The sequence below is a fragment of the Chryseobacterium arthrosphaerae genome, assembly GCF_001684965.1.
Lineage (GTDB): Bacteria > Bacteroidota > Bacteroidia > Flavobacteriales > Weeksellaceae > Chryseobacterium > Chryseobacterium arthrosphaerae.
In genome coordinates, this window is sequence record NZ_MAYG01000001.1 from 1,720,718 (window position 1) to 1,737,130 (window position 16,413).

Annotated in this window: 17 protein-coding genes; 1 reads left to right on the plus strand and 16 read right to left on the minus strand. The window is 38.5% G+C overall.

The annotated features are described in order from the left end of the window. Positions 1 to 30: 30 nt before the first annotated feature. From BBI00_RS07885 to BBI00_RS07910, 6 genes are read right to left on the minus strand one after another with little or no spacing between them, the layout of a single operon-like run. A complete protein-coding gene (locus BBI00_RS07885) occupies positions 31 to 402 on the minus strand; it encodes a response regulator (protein ID WP_065398251.1) in 372 nt (123 codons plus the stop codon). A 28-nt stretch (positions 403 to 430) separates the two neighbouring features. Next, positions 431 to 1,000 carry a chemotaxis protein CheB gene (locus tag BBI00_RS07890; protein ID WP_123902237.1) on the minus strand — a complete coding sequence of 190 codons (570 nt, stop codon included), beginning with the start codon at positions 998 to 1,000 and terminating at the stop codon, positions 431 to 433. Between the two features lie 15 nt (positions 1,001 to 1,015). Then, positions 1,016 to 1,846 (minus strand): CheR family methyltransferase, encoded by an 831-nt coding sequence (locus BBI00_RS07895; RefSeq protein ID WP_065398252.1) that lies wholly within the window; start codon positions 1,844 to 1,846, stop codon positions 1,016 to 1,018. Continuing rightward, positions 1,847 to 2,212 (minus strand): response regulator, encoded by a 366-nt coding sequence (locus BBI00_RS07900; protein WP_065398253.1) that lies wholly within the window; start codon positions 2,210 to 2,212, stop codon positions 1,847 to 1,849. A 15-nt stretch (positions 2,213 to 2,227) separates the two neighbouring features. Next, on the minus strand, positions 2,228 to 5,830 hold the full coding sequence (locus tag BBI00_RS07905) for a response regulator (protein WP_065398254.1): 3,603 nt from the start codon (positions 5,828 to 5,830) through the stop codon (positions 2,228 to 2,230). A 5-nt stretch (positions 5,831 to 5,835) separates the two neighbouring features. Beyond that, the gene (locus BBI00_RS07910; protein ID WP_065398255.1) at positions 5,836 to 7,308 is read right to left on the minus strand and encodes a hybrid sensor histidine kinase/response regulator; all 1,473 of its coding nucleotides are present in this window, start codon (positions 7,306 to 7,308) and stop codon (positions 5,836 to 5,838) included. Positions 7,309 to 7,510: 202 nt separating this feature from the next. Here BBI00_RS07910 and BBI00_RS07915 point away from each other — a divergent pair, with 202 nt between their 5' ends. After that, a complete protein-coding gene (locus BBI00_RS07915) occupies positions 7,511 to 8,128 on the plus strand; it encodes a Crp/Fnr family transcriptional regulator (protein ID WP_228394735.1) in 618 nt (205 codons plus the stop codon). A gap of 132 nt (positions 8,129 to 8,260) precedes the next feature. On the opposite strand, the gene BBI00_RS07920 is transcribed toward BBI00_RS07915, so the two are convergent. The 10 genes from BBI00_RS07920 to BBI00_RS07965 all read right to left on the minus strand — a co-directional run bounded on the left by BBI00_RS07920 (position 8,261) and on the right by BBI00_RS07965 (position 16,073). Next, entirely contained in the window at positions 8,261 to 8,560 is a 300-nt protein-coding gene (locus BBI00_RS07920) for a hypothetical protein (protein WP_083988453.1), read from the minus strand. A 176-nt stretch (positions 8,561 to 8,736) separates the two neighbouring features. Continuing rightward, a complete protein-coding gene (locus BBI00_RS07925; protein ID WP_065398256.1) occupies positions 8,737 to 10,170 on the minus strand; it encodes an SDR family oxidoreductase in 1,434 nt (477 codons plus the stop codon). Between the two features lie 51 nt (positions 10,171 to 10,221). Next, the gene (gene ribA, locus BBI00_RS07930; protein ID WP_065398257.1) at positions 10,222 to 10,812 is read right to left on the minus strand and encodes a GTP cyclohydrolase II; all 591 of its coding nucleotides are present in this window, start codon (positions 10,810 to 10,812) and stop codon (positions 10,222 to 10,224) included. Between the two features lie 26 nt (positions 10,813 to 10,838). Continuing rightward, complete coding sequence (locus BBI00_RS07935) at positions 10,839 to 11,390, minus strand: lipocalin family protein (protein ID WP_065398258.1); 552 nt, start codon at positions 11,388 to 11,390, stop codon at positions 10,839 to 10,841. After that, entirely contained in the window at positions 11,380 to 12,069 is a 690-nt protein-coding gene (locus BBI00_RS07940; RefSeq protein WP_065398259.1) for a lycopene cyclase domain-containing protein, read from the minus strand. Before BBI00_RS07940 ends, BBI00_RS07935 begins: the two co-directional genes overlap by 11 nt. Further along, the gene (locus tag BBI00_RS07945; protein ID WP_065398260.1) at positions 12,066 to 12,518 is read right to left on the minus strand and encodes a sterol desaturase family protein; all 453 of its coding nucleotides are present in this window, start codon (positions 12,516 to 12,518) and stop codon (positions 12,066 to 12,068) included. The genes BBI00_RS07940 and BBI00_RS07945 overlap by 4 nt, the downstream gene beginning before the upstream one ends. A gap of 1 nt (position 12,519) precedes the next feature. Then, a complete protein-coding gene (locus tag BBI00_RS07950; RefSeq protein WP_065398261.1) occupies positions 12,520 to 12,987 on the minus strand; it encodes an SRPBCC family protein in 468 nt (155 codons plus the stop codon). 60 nt (positions 12,988 to 13,047) lie between these two features. Beyond that, a complete protein-coding gene (locus BBI00_RS07955; RefSeq protein ID WP_065398262.1) occupies positions 13,048 to 13,884 on the minus strand; it encodes a phytoene/squalene synthase family protein in 837 nt (278 codons plus the stop codon). 6 nt (positions 13,885 to 13,890) lie between these two features. After that, on the minus strand, positions 13,891 to 15,375 hold the full coding sequence (locus tag BBI00_RS07960; RefSeq protein ID WP_065398263.1) for a phytoene desaturase family protein: 1,485 nt from the start codon (positions 15,373 to 15,375) through the stop codon (positions 13,891 to 13,893). Positions 15,376 to 15,416: 41 nt separating this feature from the next. Further along, on the minus strand, positions 15,417 to 16,073 hold the full coding sequence (locus BBI00_RS07965) for a MarR family winged helix-turn-helix transcriptional regulator (RefSeq protein WP_065398264.1): 657 nt from the start codon (positions 16,071 to 16,073) through the stop codon (positions 15,417 to 15,419). Between the last annotated feature and the right edge of the window lie 340 nt (positions 16,074 to 16,413).

Here is a 16,413-nt window from a genome sequence, read left to right on the forward strand (position 1 = left end):
GTTTTTTTATGCATGTATATTCCAGACGTTTTATGCCTGTGCTTTTATATATTTATCAACCATCATTTCCAGATCATCCAGATTAAAAGGCTTTGAAACATAGTCATCCGCCTGAGCCTCTGATGCCAAAGCTACAATATCATTATTAGCAGTAACGTAAATAACCGGAATATGTCTGAATGCTTCCGTACTTTTAAGAAGTTTCGTTGCTTCCACACCACCGATTTTCGGAATCCAGTTATCCATTAAAATAATATCCGGCTGATAGTCTGCCACTTTCTCAAGGATATCATGTGACGTTTCTGAGATTCTGACCTCATATCCGTTTTCTTCAAATATGATGGTAATGACTTCTAAAATGGCCGTATCATCATCAAAAATTAAAATTCTCTTTTTACTCATATTGTTTCTCTATTTTTTTCCTGAAATTTTATAATTGTTTTATATAATGGGCTAAGTTGTGAGGGGTGATAATTAAATCATAATCAATTTCTTCTATGGCATGTCTGGGCATATAATCCACTTCCGCTGTTTCCGGATCCTGAATCCAGATTTTCCCGTTATATTTTTTTATATAGCTCAGTCCCTCCACTCCGTCAGCATTAGCTCCCGATAAAAGAATACCGGTTACGTTTTCACCATACACCTCTGCTGCAGATCTGAATGTAACATCTATGGAAGGACGGGAATAATTCATTTTCTCAGAACTGTCTAAAGACATCATGGCATTATTCTCAAACAATAAATGATAATCAGCCGGAACGATATATATTGCGTTCTTTTCGATATCCGTTTTGTCCTCCACCTCTACAACGGGTATTTTTGTAAACTGCTGCAGTAAAGTTTTCAGGACATCTCCGGATTGCGCTTTACGATGGATCACAAGTAAAATGGGAATATGGATTTTACTGTCCAGATTTTTAATCATTTCAATGATGACCTGCAGGCTTCCTGCAGATCCTCCGATAACAATTAATTCCATATTGGTTGGTAACTTCATTGCAGCAACTATTAATTAATGATGATCAATTTTTTTCCAGATCTTCTGATCTTCAACCTGATGATAATTTTTATCAATAGCAGAAAAGCGAAGGGTCTCTTTTGCTCCCAATGCGAGAAAGCCCAGATTCTCCAGGCTGTTATCAAAAAGCCTGAATACTCTTTCCTGGAGTTCCCTGTCAAAATAAATCAGCACATTCCTGCATACAATCAGCTGAAAACTGTTAAAGGAGCTGTCTGAAACCAGGTTGTGAGTGGATAAAATCAGTTTTTCCTGTAAGCTTTTATCAAACCGTACGCTGTCATAATTGGCGGTATAATAATCAGAGAAATCTTTTACTCCACCGGAAAGCATATAGTTTTCAGAATACAGTTTCATCTGCTGCAGAGGAAAGATCCCTGCTCTGGCTGTTTCCAGTACGGCAGGGTTTAAGTCTGTACCATAAATCAGGGATTTATTATAGAGACCGGCTTCTTTCAGAAGAATAGCTACAGAATAAGCTTCTTCCCCTGTTGAGCAGCCTGCAATCCAGATCCTGATCAAAGGGTAAGTACCGAGCTGGGGTAATATTTTCTCCCGCAGTGCTTTAAAAAAAGAAGGATCTCTGAACATTTCCGTAACATTCACCGTAACTTCTTCTACAAAGCGTTTCAGATATTCTGCATCATTGATAATGGTATACCTCAGTTCTGCAAAACTGGTAAACCTGTCCAAAAGGCATATACGGTTTACTCTTCTTTTAAATGAAGCCCTGCTATAACCGGAAAAGTCATAGCCATACAAATCATAAACATCTCTGATGAGATATTCTATTTCTTCATCTTTTACGATACTTGGTTCCAGCATCTATGAAATTTTTTCTATTGCCATTATTAAAAGGTCTACATCAATTGGTTTTGACACATAATCATCTGCTCCTGCTTCCATGCATTTCTGGCGGTCTTCCGGCATGGCCTGTGCAGTGACAGCTATTATAGGGGTATGTTTGATTTCCTGAGTGCTTCTTATCATTCTTACCGCTTCATAGCCGTCTATTCCCGGCATCATCATATCCATCAGAACAACAGAAAACTCAGGGCGGGTCTTCAGCATTTCTAAAGCATCCTGGGCCATTGTGCAGGATTCAACTGCATATCCACGTGCTTTAAGAGTTAATTTCAATGCAAATATATTGCGTGGATCATCATCCACAATTAAGATTTTCTTATTCATCAGAATTTTATCTGTTTAACTTTCATATAACCAAACCCGGAGGAGTGATAACAACTGATCTATATCTACCGGTTTCGAGATATAGTCTGAAGCTCCTGCGGTAATACATTTTTCACGTTCTCCAATCATAGATTTGGCGGTAATGGCTATAACCGGAAGTTTTTTAAACGCCGGCATTTTCCTTATCTGCTTAATGGTTTCATAGCCATCCATTTCGGGCATCATCATATCCATCAGGATGACATCCACATCAGGATTCTGGTCAATTTGTTCAAGGGCATGTTTACCATCCATGGCCACAATGACTTCAACCTTATATTTTTCCAGCGCTTTGGTTAAAGAAAAAATGTTGCGTACATCATCATCTGTAATGAGTATTTTTTTACCACTCAGCACTTCGGTCAAAGAGCCCAGCATTCTCCCTCTGTTATTTTCAGGGGAACCGTTCTTTTCTTCCACCAAATGCAAAAATAAGCCTACTTCATCTAAAACCCTCTGATAGGAATGGGCTGTTTTTACCACAATAGAATCTGCGTATTGTTTTATTTTGAGCTCTTCTTCTTTAGACAGATGGTGCTCCGTAAAAATAATGATCGGAAGGTTTTCCAGTCCTTCATAGCTTTTAATAGACTCTATGACATGGTAGTCATTTCCTTTTGTGCTTCCGACATCCAGGATAACACAGTCCACAAGGTCTGAAGTAAGTGCCTTCACACTATCTTCAACATTATGTTCCACCGATAATGAAATATTAAAATTGCTGAGGAAATAAGACAATGCATTGGCATGTTTGGCATTTTCTTCAACGATCAGAACTTTCTGGGTTCCTTTCTGCAATGCTTCTTCAATTTTTCTGAAGACATCGGTCATTTTATCCAGAGCTACGGGCTTATTGATAAAATCAACGGCGCCTTTCATAAGACTTTCTTTTTTCACGTGCAGGGAAGACATCATATGTACCGGAATATGCTTCACATAAGGATCCGACTTCAATTCATCCATAACTTCCCATCCATCTTTTACAGGAAGCTGAACATCCAGTAAAATCGCATGCGGATGATATTGCTGAGCTGCCGTAAGCGCATAATCTCCCCTTACAACCACTATGCCTTTATAATTCTGCAGATGGGCATATTTCAATAAAGCTTTTGCAAAATTAGTATCATCTTCAATAATCAGTATCACCTTATCTCCTTCCTGAATATTTTCTCTGTCATCCTCCACATCTTCAGGTATTTTCAAAGTGTTTACCTGAACTTTATCTCCTTCATCCAGGATATTCTGGATTTCTTCAACATCTTCACGGATGATTTCCACCAGGTCCTGATCGGTTTCGGAATGAGCAACTTCAGTGACCGGGTGTACAGGAATAATGAAACTGAATTCGCTTCCTTTATTCACTTCACTTTTCAGGGCAAGCTCGCCTCCCAGAAGTCTTGCAATTTCACGGCTTATTGAAAGCCCAAGACCTGTGCCTCCAAATTTTCTTTTGGTAGAGCCATCAGCCTGCTGAAATGCTTCAAAGATAATTTTCTGCTTATCTTCCGCAATTCCGATCCCGGTATCTTTTACTGAAAATATAATAAAGTCAGGCTTTTCAGAATGTTTTCTGATATGTAAATCAATGCTTCCTTTTGTTGTAAATTTTAAAGCATTAGACAGCAGGTTTCTCAGTACCTGGTCAATTCTGAGACGGTCACTTTCAATAACTTTCTGCACGCCTGCATCCACCTGGATATTGAATGGAAGGGCCTTCTCCTGGAATACAGGACTGAAAAGACTTTTCAGATCTTTTATAATGTCTTCAATGACTACCTCCTGATACTCCAGGGTCATTTTGCCTGATTCTATTTTTGCCAGGTCAAGAATTTCATCTATTAATGTTAATAAACTTGTTCCTGAGCTTTGAATAACTTTAGCCGATTCTACCTGGTCTTCATTAAGGTTCTCATCCGGATTTTCTGCCATTAACCTGGATAAAAGAAGGATCGAATTGAGTGGCGTACGCAATTCATGGGACATATTGGCTAAAAATTCAGATTTATATTTGGTGCTGAGTGCCAGTTCCTCTACTTTTTTCTGAATTTCATTGTTGCGTTCTGCTATTAAATGATTTTTTTCTTCCAGCAATCGGGAACGTTCTTCCAGCTCTGCGTTAGCCTGCATCAGCTCTTCCTGCTGTACTTTTAATTCTTCTTCTGAAGCCTGGAGCTTCTGGGTCTGTGCTTCCAGCTCTGTATTGAGGTTTTCAAGCTCAGAGTGCTGCACCTGTAATTCTTCAGACTGTGCCTGGGTTTCTTCGAGCAACTGCTGTTCTTTTTCTCTTCCTTTGGCTGCATTCAGTGCTATTCCTATATTCACGCTGCATTCTTCAAAATAGCTGATTCTGTCTTCCTCAAAATTGGAGGTGGAACCTAACTCTATCACTCCTATGACATGCCCGTCTGCAAAAACAGGAATCAGCATGATGCCATAGATTTTTATCGTACTGCTGGCAAAAGTGACCACAAAATCATCTTCATGAAGATTATTGTATACCTGTGTTTTAGCATTCATAAATGCCTGTCCTACCATTCCTTCGCCCGGTTCGAAAGATTTTTTCATATTGGCTTCAAGCCCAAATGCTTTACTGAGCTTCAGAATGCCTTCGTCAAAAAGATATAATGAACCGTTGATGCATTTTCCATATTCAATCAGCTGGTGCAAAGCTTTATCGGAAACTTCCTGTACCGATTTATTCCCTACCAGGGATTCATTCAGTAAAGCAAGTCCTTTCTGGCGCCAGTCGCTTTTATTAATTTTATCGAAAGATATTTTTAATGATTCAGTCATATGATTCAGGGATTCTACAAGGTCCCCGAGATCATCCTCCGCATTGTCCACTGCTTTCTCAGTGTAATCACCGTTGGCTACTCTGTTGGCAATTTTCTGAATGGCACTTACACGGCGTGTCATTTCCTGATCCTTATCCCTCAGCATTTTCTCCAGCTCATCTCTTCTGATGAGGTCTGCCCGCATTTTAAAATAGAAAAATGCCGTCACTACTACTGCGGCCAATGCTGAAAATACAATGAAGAGGACGGTTGTTTGTGAAGAACGTGTTAAGTCTTTGTTTTTAATTTCAACCTGGCTCTCTTCATATTGTACAAAATCTTTTACAATTTTACGGCACTCATCCATATAAGCTTTGCCGGTAATAATCTCCTGCTGGGTCATCACCATTCCTCTCCGTCTGTTTTCCACCAGGTTTTTCAGATGATTCATGACCTGGCTGACCGCAGTTTTTAATCCGGCCAGTCTTTCCTGCTGGTTTTTATCATGCACTCCCAATGCTTCTGCCGTCACCAAAGCTTTAGAATATTCTCTTACGCCCCGTTTGTAAGGTTCCAGGAAGTCTTCCCTTCCGGTAAGCTGGTAACCTCTGTTTCCTGTTTCTGCATCCAGGAGGGCCACCAGAATATCTTTGACGGCCGTTACAGAGCGTCTGCTTTGGGAAAGGCTTTCACGGTGGTTCATCTGATTCTGGATACTCCAGTATGAAGCCACTGAACTCGTTATTAAAATCAGAAGGGAAAGACCTATCCCAACCTGAAGATTTCGTATAATTTTTTTCGGCATGAAAGTTAATTTAAAGGTAGGGTAAAATAAAAGGTAGAGCCTTCATCTACGATACTGGAAACGCCAACGCTTCCATGATGCTGTTTGATGATCTCTGCACATATGAACAGCCCGATTCCCATTCCCTGGAACTGCAATGAAGATTCTTCTACACGGTAGAATTTTTTGAATACCGCATCCTGTTTGAAATCAGGAATTCCGATACCAAAATCAGTCACATTCACTCTTACTTCCTGAGCTTCATGGTCTACAAAAGTAGTCACAATCACCTGGTTGTTGTTGGGAGAATATTTAATGGCATTCGTAAGAAAATTGATCAGTACCTGTTCAATACGGATCTCATCCAGAGGGATTAAAATATCAGGTTTTGTTCCGTGGCGTTCAATTTTCACCTGCTGCTCATGGGTCTGCAAAATGGTTTCAATGGCATTGCTGATTACATTTTCCAGATTTACTGGTTTTTTATTTATTTTCAGTTTTCCATTTTCTATTTTCGAAACATCGAGCAGGTCTGTGATAAGGGTATTCAGCTTTTCAATCTGGCCCTGCACTTTTGTAACAAATCCTGCTTCGGGACTTTCTTTATCTAATTTCAGCTTTCTTTCCAATAGCTGAACATATGCTTTAATACTGGTAAGAGGGGTCTTTAACTCATGGCTGGCAATGCTTAAAAACTCGTCTTTTTCTTTTTCCACTTTTTTCTGATCGTCAATATCCGTAAATGTTCCTACCCAGTTTTTGATGCGGTCTTCATCATATACAGGTGTTATTCTCAGTAAATGATAACGGTAATTGCCTGAGATCATATTTTTGATTCTGATTTCTAATTCCAGGGCTTTTCCTTTTCTCCTGCACCTCTCCAGTTCTTCCCTTATATTGTAATCATCAGGATGGGTTTCAGGGAAATTCTGTTCTGCATCAGAATACTGATACCATTTACCGTTCACAAAATCAACGATCCCGTCTTCATTCAGGGTAAATGCAATCTGAGGCAGAGACTCCAGCATGAGGTGGAAATGGTCAATCTGCGACTTCATCGTTACCTGGGATTCCCGTCTTCCTTTCACTTCCAGTTCCAGATTCTGCTGTGTTTTTTTCATTGCAATATTCTGCTCCTGGAGGTTATAGAAGGTTTTCACTTTGAGCAACAGGATTTCAGGATCTACAGGCTTGGTTACATAATCTTTCGCACCGGAAGCATAGCCTTGGGTGATGAATTTTTTATCTGTATTAACAGCGGATAAAAATATAATGGGTACATCTTTGGTTTTGCTGTAATCTGCAAGTGTTTCTGCAACTTCAAAGCCATCCATATCAGGCATCTGAACATCTAAAATAATTAAGGCATAGTCATTTTTCAATGCTTTACCCAGAGCCTCTTCACCGGAGCTGGCCGTTTCAACCTGGAAATCTTTAGATTCAAGTAATTTTTGAAGTGAATAAAGATTATTCTGGTTGTCATCAACAATTAAAATCATAGAAGTAAAAATCAATAATTGGTTACAGATACTTTAGCTTCAAAAATACTGACAATATCTGAGAAAACAGCAATTTTTATACGATTATATCTGAGGATTTGATACCACATTTCAGCAGGAAAACAACAATGGCATAAGGATTGGAATTGTTTATCATATTTTAGAAAAAACTCTCTAATTTTCAGCTAAATATAAACAAACTATGAAAAAAACAATAAGCTGTATGAATATTGATGTACAAATTCTTTATTCATTCGGAGGTGAAACTGTGGTGTATAAGCCTAAGGAGTTCATTTTCAAAGAAGGTGAACATTCTCAATATTATTTCCAGATTATCAGCGGCAAAGTAAAGCTGAACACATTTACTGAAAACGGGAAAGAATTTATTCATAATATCCTGGGTAAAAACCAGAGTTTTGGAGATCCGCTGCTGTTTATCGAAAAGCTTTATCCTACCAATGCCGTAAGTTTACAGGCTACAGAAGTGATCAGAATGCCTAAAAATAATTTTATAGAAATGCTTAAAAGCCATCCGGATCTTTCCCTGGAAATGAATATGTGTTTATCGCAGAGGTTATATTATAACAGTTTAATGGTTCGTAATATGGCATCAGCAGATCCTATCCAGCGTCTTAAAGGGTTGTTGGATTATCTGAAGAGTTACCATGACGGTGACTGCCAGCAGTGTTTCCCTATAGAACTTACCCGCCAGCAAATTGCTGATCTTACCGGACTGAGGGTTGAAACTGTGATCAGAACCATAAAAAAGATGGTCAGTAATGAAATCATAAAACTGGAAGGCCGCAGAATTTTATACTAAAATTTCGATTTCTTTTTTCTGTATTGTATATAAGAGAGGGTATAAATTTCAAAAAATTAGAACATAAATACACTATAAAAACAAAAAAAAATGACCGGAACCTTTACGGCTCCGGTCATTTTTTTAACTAACTTAATTGGTCTTCTTTCTCCATTCCGCTTTCACATCTTCGGCAGCATCTTTGGTTTTCTCCCATGCTTCATCTGCTTTATCCTTAATGTCCTCCCACGCATCGGAAACGTTTGACTTTACTCTTTCCAGCCAGTCTTCCTGGGTAGCTTCCTGATCATTATCTCTTTTTTCGTTGATATAATCTTTCGCTTTATCTGCCAGTTCACTGATCTTCCATTTTGCATTATCAGCTGCATTTTTTAAAGAGTTTTCTGTTTGGTCTACTGCATTTTCCGCTTTGTTGTAATCTGAATTATTCATAATATAATATTTTAGTAATTGGTATATAAATAAACAATGTTTGTGCCTAAAAGAGGAATTGCAATGTTAAAATTTCTTAAAGTCTCAAATCGGAACTGAAGGCCTGTAATGTATTTCCAGCTACCCTGCTCATATTCAAAACTATAGCGATTTCTTAATGCAAAATGAAAAATACATTATTTATTTCCGCCAAGTTTTCTAATCATTCCTTTAAAAATAATCCCATGAAACGGAAGGACCATCAACCAGTATATTCTTCCCCACAACCCTTTTGGCCGGAATACTGCTTTCTGCCATATCTTATTTTTATATACTTTAAACATAAGCCATGCTTCACCGGGAAGTTTCATTTCGGCCAGTAAGATAAGTCTGCCTTCTTTACGGTCGGCATACAGTACCCTCCAGAAGTCCAGAGCATCTCCTTCTTTAAGATCTGAAGGATGCCTTCTGCCTCTTCTGAGTCCGGGGCCGCCGAAAACCTTATCCATAAATCCTCTTATTTTCCAAAGCTCCTGACCATACCATCCATTCTTACCTCCCAGCTGAAAGATTCTGTTCACACAGGCTTCCCTGTTATCATACTCTTCACTTCTGAGATCTGTAAAACAGCCGTATTTAGGTACATCCTGGTATATTTTTAAAGTTGAATCATTCCGGCTGCTGATAAAACTGTCTTTCCAGCTTGAAACAATTTCATTGGCCTGAATTTTCGCTAAGGTCCTTTTAACGGCTGTTTCATAAGAGAACGGCTGTATCTGCGTAATTGATTTGATCTGAGCCAGACTTTCAGGCCTGCAGACAACTTCTACTTTCATGCTGCCCACCAGAGCCTTTGCCAGATGATAAGAGGTGGACGTAATAAAATACAGCCAGTAGGAAGAAAGTTTCGGAGTCATGACCGGAAGTGTAAAAACAGTTCTCTTCAGTCCTCTTACCTCTGCAAATTTCAGCAGCATATCCTTATAGGTAAGGACATCATCACATCCGATATCAAAGTTTTTCTGATAAGCCTGTTCTTTAAACAAAACGAAAATCAGAAAATCCAGGACGTTGGCAATTCCTATCGGCTGGCATTTTGTATAAAGCCATTTGGGGGCTATCATTACAGGGAGTTTTTCAACAAGATCTCTTATAATTTCAAAAGAAGCGCTTCCTGAGCCTATGATAATACCTGCCCGTAGAACAGTAACAGGAACTTTACTTTCCATAAGGATTTTCTCTACCTGGTACCGTGAACTCAAATGCTTCGACAATTGTGTTTCATTCACCAGACCGGAAAGATATACGATATGTTTACACTGTGTTTTTTCAATATATTCAGAGAAATTACGGGCGCATTGCTTTTCCGCATCTTCATAGTCATTGGCAGTACTCATGGAATGCATTAAATAATAGGCTCCCGTAATATCTTCAGGAATATTCTTCAATGTTTCCGGTTTCAGGAAGTCAACCTCAACCACTTCAATGAGTGTATTATCAATACCCATATTGACATCAAACCGATTGACATCCCTGCAGCAGCATACTACTTTATATCCTTGTGCGGCAATGACACTTATCATTCTTTTGCCAATATATCCGGTAGCGCCGGTAAGCAGTATTTTTTCCATGAGGTCTGGATTTAAGTTTAAAATAAAAAGGTATTATGCTCAGGAAAGACATTATATCTTTTCCAAAAGATGCCCAAAATAGTGTTTTTTCTTGACAAGATAGCTTTCATTCACTTCATTGGAATCAATTTCCAGAGGAATTCTGCTGTTGAGAATAATTGTACTATTTTCTATAGATTTAATCTTTTCCGGATTATTGGTCAGAAGGTTAACTTCTCTGATTTTTAGAATACCGAGCATTTCAACAGCCACATCAAAGTTTCTTCCGTCTGCCGGCAACCCCAGTTTCAGGTTGGCTTCAACAGTATCCCAGCCCTTCTCCTGAAGTTCATAGGCCCGGAGTTTATTGATGATCCCGATATTTCTTCCTTCCTGACGGAGATAGATAATGACACCTCCGTTTTCAGACATATACTTCATGGCGGCATCCAGCTGCTGACCGCATTCACATTTTTTGGAGTGAAAAACTTCCCCCGTAATACATTCTGAATGAAAACGTACATTTACCGCTTTATCAAAATCTGTATTATCAGCTACCCAAACCAAATGAGGGCTCCAGTCTTCTTCATTTTCCGAAAATGCATATACGGTGAATATCCCATAGTCTGTAGGTATTTTTGATTGTGCTTGTATTTTGAGCATTTTTTCTGATTTTAAGTTAATATAATCTATTGGCCGAACGGGCTTTTTTTATCCTGCTTTACCCAGATAAGCCCAGATGTATCATAACCGATCTCCTGGGCTTTCCTGATAAAGCTTTGTTTTATATTTTCAGGAATTTCTTTTTCACGCGAAAGAATCCAAATGTAATCTGTATTTTTTCCGGCTACCAGAGCATATCTGTAATCTTCCAGCGCCACAACGTTATATCCGGCATAAAAAGGCCCGAAAAAACTTACTTTCAGCGCTGCAGTGTCTTTGTCTCCCCTGAATTTGGCCTTACCGTTTACAGAAACCCATTTGTTCTTTTTAAAATTATATCCGCTGTTGACTACATTGACACTTCCGTCATCATTAAGACTGTATTGTGCCATTGCATTATCAAGATCTTTTTCAAAACGATAATCGAATCTTGCTATTTCATACCACGTCCCCAAATATTTATTGATATCAAAAGGATTGACGGGCTTTGCTTTCTCAGGCATGGAAGAACATGATACCAGGCCATTTAATAAACCGAAACCTATTAACCATATAAGAAGAATTATTCTATTTTTCATTTTCAGTTATTTTTTTAAAGAAATAAATATTTAATAAAAACTGGCTGTAACCATAAACAGCATCTTCAATAGGGATGGTTCCCATTCTTATCCCCAAAAAATCATCAGGGTTGTAATTCACAACCGGTGAAGGGATCAGGGATCCTGTCAGAATTCCGTTGACTGCAAAGAAACCGGGCATCAGTAGAAGATATACAAAGCTGGCCTTTCCTATCCAGTCTTTTTTAGCGATAAAATGCAGATAGCAAAGTGTGAGTACCGTTACGATCACTGTAAGCAAAGTATATATCCTTTCATAATAAAGAAGACCCGTCACACTAAGAACAATAACTGCTGTAAATACAATAAGATTATTTAAAGCACTCATCCAGTCCAGAGTAAAGAATTTCTCCAGACAATAGTATGTAAAAACACAGGCGAAAGGAATACAGTAAAAGAACAGCCACTCTTCAACAGGAAGCCCCGCTATTTTAAATCCTAAGGTATAGCTGAGATCAAACCACCATACGCCTTTTGCCGTAAACCAGATGTCCCAGATGATAAAAGGAACCGCCACAATAGTGGACGACAGCAGAAATTTTCCGAAAAGCTTATTAAATTGTACCCTCCCGTCAAAAGAGGCCAAAAAGCAGATAATGACCGTGAAAAAGTTAATCAGTATGTAAGTATAAGGCATCATTTTTTATTGAAATACATTTTAAAATATTTAACTGGAACCCATAAAAAGCCGAAGCACTCTCCATCTTCTTTCCCCAGGTGTTTATGATGCTGTTTATGCGCACGCCTGATCGCAAGGAAATACGGATTTTTTGTTTTGGTAAAAACTTTTGCTCTCTGATGAATAAAAATGTCATGCACAAAGAAGTAAGCCATCCCGTAAAGACTAATTCCCAGCCCGATATAAAACCAATAGCTGAATTCCTGCTTTACCCCAATGTATAATAAAGCAATAGCCGGACTTGCAAAGATGAAAAAGAACAGGTCATTTCTTTCAAGTTTCCCGTCATGGCTGTGATCATGATGATCCCGATGCAGAATCCACAGAAAGCCATGCATAATATAGCGGTGGATCAGCCAGGTAGCTCCTTCCATGGAAATAAATACGCCTAAAACGATCAGAACATTCATTTTAATTGTGCTTATGGTTAAAAAGGTCATTCAAAACCCTGTACCTGAAATCGAAGATGCTTTTGAGTTTCTCTTTTACGAATAGCTGATGCGCCACTTTACCCAAAATCCCCATCGGAAGCTCATAATCTACGGTGTCTTTCATGAGCACACCATCCTCATTGGGAATAAATTCATGAAAATGATTCCAGTGCCTGTACGGGCCTTCTTTCTGAAAGTCTGTAAAACTTTTATACTCTTCTACCTGACTGATAACGGTCTTCCACCTCAGTGGAATTCCCAATAAGGGAGAGACGGTATAATCTATCTCCATTCCTTTAAAAATGGGCTGGTCCCGGATCTCTGAAAGAACCACAAAATTCATACTTTCCGGGGTTATTTCCGATAAGTTGTGTGGGGATGAGAAAAACTCCCATGCTTCTTCAATGGTGCAGTTCAGCTGCTGTTCCCTGTATAATCTGTACATCATTTATTTTTTAACTGATCATTAAACGTTACAAAAAATCATTTTTAAACCGGAATTCAGCTGTCAGAAATAAGCAGATTTGTAACGGATATAGCTTTTGAATGCCACCAGTAGCTTCTGGGAATTGGCAATTCTGATTCTTTGCTGCAATATATTCTGAGAACTTGTTCTCTTTATTTTTTCAAACAGGGAAAGGTAATACCTGTAGGCCAGGTACACCCCGAAAACAGATGAGCCCGGCAGTTTTTTAATTCCCTGTAACGCTTCTTTAAATTCTTCTTCAATTTCTTTTTCAATACAGACTTTCACTGTGTTGTCAAAGACAGACATATTCAGGGACGGAAAATAAGTACGGCCCAGAATCTGAAAGTCATCTTTCAGGTCCCGTAAAAAATTAACTTTCTGAAATGCAGATCCCAGCTTCATAGCGTACGGCTTCAGCTTCTCATACTGCTGTTTATTGCCTTCTGTAAATATCTGCAGACACATCAGGCCTACCACTTCCGCAGAACCGTAGATATACTCCCTGTACAATTCTGAATTGTAATCTATTGCATGAAGGTCCATCTCCATGCTGTGTAAAAACTGATTAATCAACCGGATATCAATATCATACCGGCGAACGGTTTCCTGGAATGAATGTAAAATAGGATTAAGTGATATACCATCTTCCAGCGCCTCATAGGTTTCTGCCTTTAATCTCTTCAGAAGTTTCTCTTTATCATAACCATGAAAACTATCTACAATCTCATCTGCAAGGCGCACATAGCCGTAGACAGCATATACAGCAGGTCTGATGGAGGGCTTCAATGCCAGTATTCCCAATGAAAAACTGGTGCTGTATTTTTGAGTAGTGTACTTACTGACCTCGTAAGACAATTCATCAAACAATTTTTTCATATTATTTTATTTTAATTTACTCACTTCAGCTGCCACAATTTTCCCTGAAATAACCGATGGAGGAACTCCGGGACCCGGAACCGTTAATTGTCCCGTATAAAAAAGATTTGCGATCTTCCTGTTTCTTATTTTGGGTTTTAAAACCGCTGTCTGCGATAATGTATTGGAGAGTCCGTAGGCATTCCCCTGATAAGCATTGTAGTCGGAAATAAAATCACTTACGCAATAGCTTCTTTTGTATTCAATTCTGGAAATAAGATCAGTTTCACCGGTATGTTTTTCAATTCTTTCAAGCATTTCTACCAGATATTTTTCTCTTACAGGCTCATCATCATATATTCCCGGTGCCAGCGGTAACAGAAGAAAAAGATTTTCACAGCCTTCAGGTGCTACATCCGGATCTGTCTTGGAAGGGCAACACGAATAAAAAAGCGGTTTAGAGGGCCATTTTTTATTTTTATAAATACAGTCTATATGATTGTCAAGCTCATTCTCGAAAAACAGGGTATGATGTTTTAAACGGGGAATTTCTCCTTTGATCCCGAGATAATAAATAAGACATGAAGGGGCAAAGGTTCTTGTTTTCCAATAGGCTTCTTTATAGTTTCTGAGTGATTTGGGAATTAAGGTTTCCGTATGATGGTAATCTGACGAAGCAATGACTGCATCAAACTCATAGTCTTCGCCATTGACTGTTATGGAAGCTGCCTTTCCGTTTTCTGTATTGATTTTTTGCACGTCATGGTTAAAATGAAAAGTTACGCCCTGTTTTTCTGCTACGTCTTTCATGGCGAGAACAAGCTGATAAAAACCTCCCATCGGATATTTTGTTCCCAAAACATAGCCTCCGTAATTCATAAGGCTGTACAGCGCAGGAATCTGCCGGGGAGAAGCCCCGAGAAATATAACAGGAAATTCCATCAGTGATCTGAGTTTCGGATCTGTAAAATAACCTGAGACATACTTTCTGAAATCACTTAAAAGATCAAGCTTCAACGCACTGCCCGCAATTTTTAAAGAAGCGAATTCAAGCCAGTTATAACAGGGTTTTGTCACAAAGTCCTTCATTCCCACTTCATATTTAAACCGGGCAGATTTCATAAATTTATCATACTGTCTGGCTGCTCCGGGTTCTATCTCCTCAAACAGCTCACGGATGTCTTCATTTTTCTCCGGAACAGAAACCTTTTCTTCTGAAAAAACCATCTCAAACTGGGGATCCAGAGAAACCAGATCAAAAAAGTCGGAGGCCTTACAGTCAAAATCTGAGAAAAAGCCTTCGATAATATCAGGCATCCAATACCAGCTTGGGCCCATATCAAAAATATATCCCTGATCTGTTTTAAACTGTCTTGCACGCCCACCAGGCTGATGGTGTTTTTCAAATACATGCACTTCATTTCCGGATTTCGCAGCATAGGCAGCAGCTGACAGTCCGGAAAATCCGGAACCTATTACTGCAATTCTCTTTCTTAACCTTCCAGTATTCATTGTTATTTATTTAGTAGTTATAACCGGTAACTTTTATAGTATCAGTTCAGTTTTTTATACACAATATCGAGCAGATTACCCGCCTCCAGATTCATCCGGTAAAAAGAATCATGAAATTCATCCATTTTAGAGAGTATGGCAATGAGGAGCATCTGTTCAGAATGGTTCAGGTTCCCTACAACTACCTTTGAGGCTTTACGGATCTCACCCATATGCTCTTCCAGTACAGCAAGCCCCTTCTCCGTTATTTGAATATGTTTCGTTCTTCTATCTTGCAGACAAACCGCCTGTTCTGCCCATCCATGATGTATCAGACGGTTGATGACAAGTATGCCTGAAGATTTTTCATGCACATTACGTCTTATAAGTTCCATTTTTGTCATGGGCCCCATCATTTTCAGACTGATCAGGTATATAAAATCATCCTGGCTTGAAAAAACGGAATTACCTATTGACCGGGAGTATGTTTTGGCATATCTTCCCATCCGTACCAGTAAAGTATTGATGATACTGTCGGAACTTCTTCCTGCATCTTTCCCTATCCAGGACGGATCTTCAGGTCCGGAATTATCTTTACAGGAAGCATTGATCCATTCTGTGAACCCCTGAAGATCATTACTATACAAAGCTTTCTCTTCATTCTGCTCCATAAATTGCTGAACGAGTTCCACAACTGCTTTTATAAGATCAAAATTCATATCAAACAAATTAGTAAACAAATATACTTATAATAGTTTATAAATATACTTTTATTTGAAATTATTTTCACTTCTTATATAGCAATGGATTTAAATTCAATTACAACCAGCCTACTAAAAACAATATAAACATCTGAAATACAATAAATTAAAAATAAATGAAAATTATATTTTTTATTCCTTTTTCAGACTGAAATTGTTTATTTATATACTATAATAGAATAATCATGGCAAGAATTCCGGTAAAATTCAAAGCCGTAATCACAGGACAGATTCAAAATCAGTTCACAGAAATTTAATTTTTATTGAAAAAACTTAAGAAAAAAGAAGTTATTAAAAT

Bases quoted from the DNA above. Each gene is read 5' to 3' on its own strand.
- BBI00_RS07920 (WP_083988453.1), bottom strand. From the start codon at position 8,560: ATGAATAATTCAGATTACAACAAAGCGGAAAATGCAGTAGACCAAACA.
- BBI00_RS07910 (WP_065398255.1), bottom strand. From the start codon at position 7,308: ATGATTTTAATTGTTGATGACAACCAGAATAATCTTTATTCACTTCAA.
- BBI00_RS07940 (WP_065398259.1), bottom strand. From the start codon at position 12,069: ATGATGCCTTATACTTACATACTGATTAACTTTTTCACGGTCATTATC.
- BBI00_RS07905 (WP_065398254.1), bottom strand. From the start codon at position 5,830: ATGCCGAAAAAAATTATACGAAATCTTCAGGTTGGGATAGGTCTTTCC.
- BBI00_RS07890 (WP_123902237.1), bottom strand. From the start codon at position 1,000: ATGAAGTTACCAACCAATATGGAATTAATTGTTATCGGAGGATCTGCA.
- BBI00_RS07895 (WP_065398252.1), bottom strand. From the start codon at position 1,846: ATGCTGGAACCAAGTATCGTAAAAGATGAAGAAATAGAATATCTCATC.
- BBI00_RS07955 (WP_065398262.1), bottom strand. From the start codon at position 13,884: ATGAAAAAATTGTTTGATGAATTGTCTTACGAGGTCAGTAAGTACACT.
- BBI00_RS07915 (WP_228394735.1), top strand. From the start codon at position 7,511: ATGAAAAAAACAATAAGCTGTATGAATATTGATGTACAAATTCTTTAT.
- BBI00_RS07945 (WP_065398260.1), bottom strand. From the start codon at position 12,518: ATGAATGTTCTGATCGTTTTAGGCGTATTTATTTCCATGGAAGGAGCT.
- ribA (WP_065398257.1), bottom strand. From the start codon at position 10,812: ATGCTCAAAATACAAGCACAATCAAAAATACCTACAGACTATGGGATA.
- BBI00_RS07900 (WP_065398253.1), bottom strand. From the start codon at position 2,212: ATGAATAAGAAAATCTTAATTGTGGATGATGATCCACGCAATATATTT.
- BBI00_RS07935 (WP_065398258.1), bottom strand. From the start codon at position 11,390: ATGAAAAATAGAATAATTCTTCTTATATGGTTAATAGGTTTCGGTTTA.
- BBI00_RS07965 (WP_065398264.1), bottom strand. From the start codon at position 16,073: ATGAATTTTGATCTTATAAAAGCAGTTGTGGAACTCGTTCAGCAATTT.
- BBI00_RS07925 (WP_065398256.1), bottom strand. From the start codon at position 10,170: ATGGAAAAAATACTGCTTACCGGCGCTACCGGATATATTGGCAAAAGA.
- BBI00_RS07960 (WP_065398263.1), bottom strand. From the start codon at position 15,375: ATGAATACTGGAAGGTTAAGAAAGAGAATTGCAGTAATAGGTTCCGGA.
- BBI00_RS07885 (WP_065398251.1), bottom strand. From the start codon at position 402: ATGAGTAAAAAGAGAATTTTAATTTTTGATGATGATACGGCCATTTTA.
- BBI00_RS07950 (WP_065398261.1), bottom strand. From the start codon at position 12,987: ATGATGTACAGATTATACAGGGAACAGCAGCTGAACTGCACCATTGAA.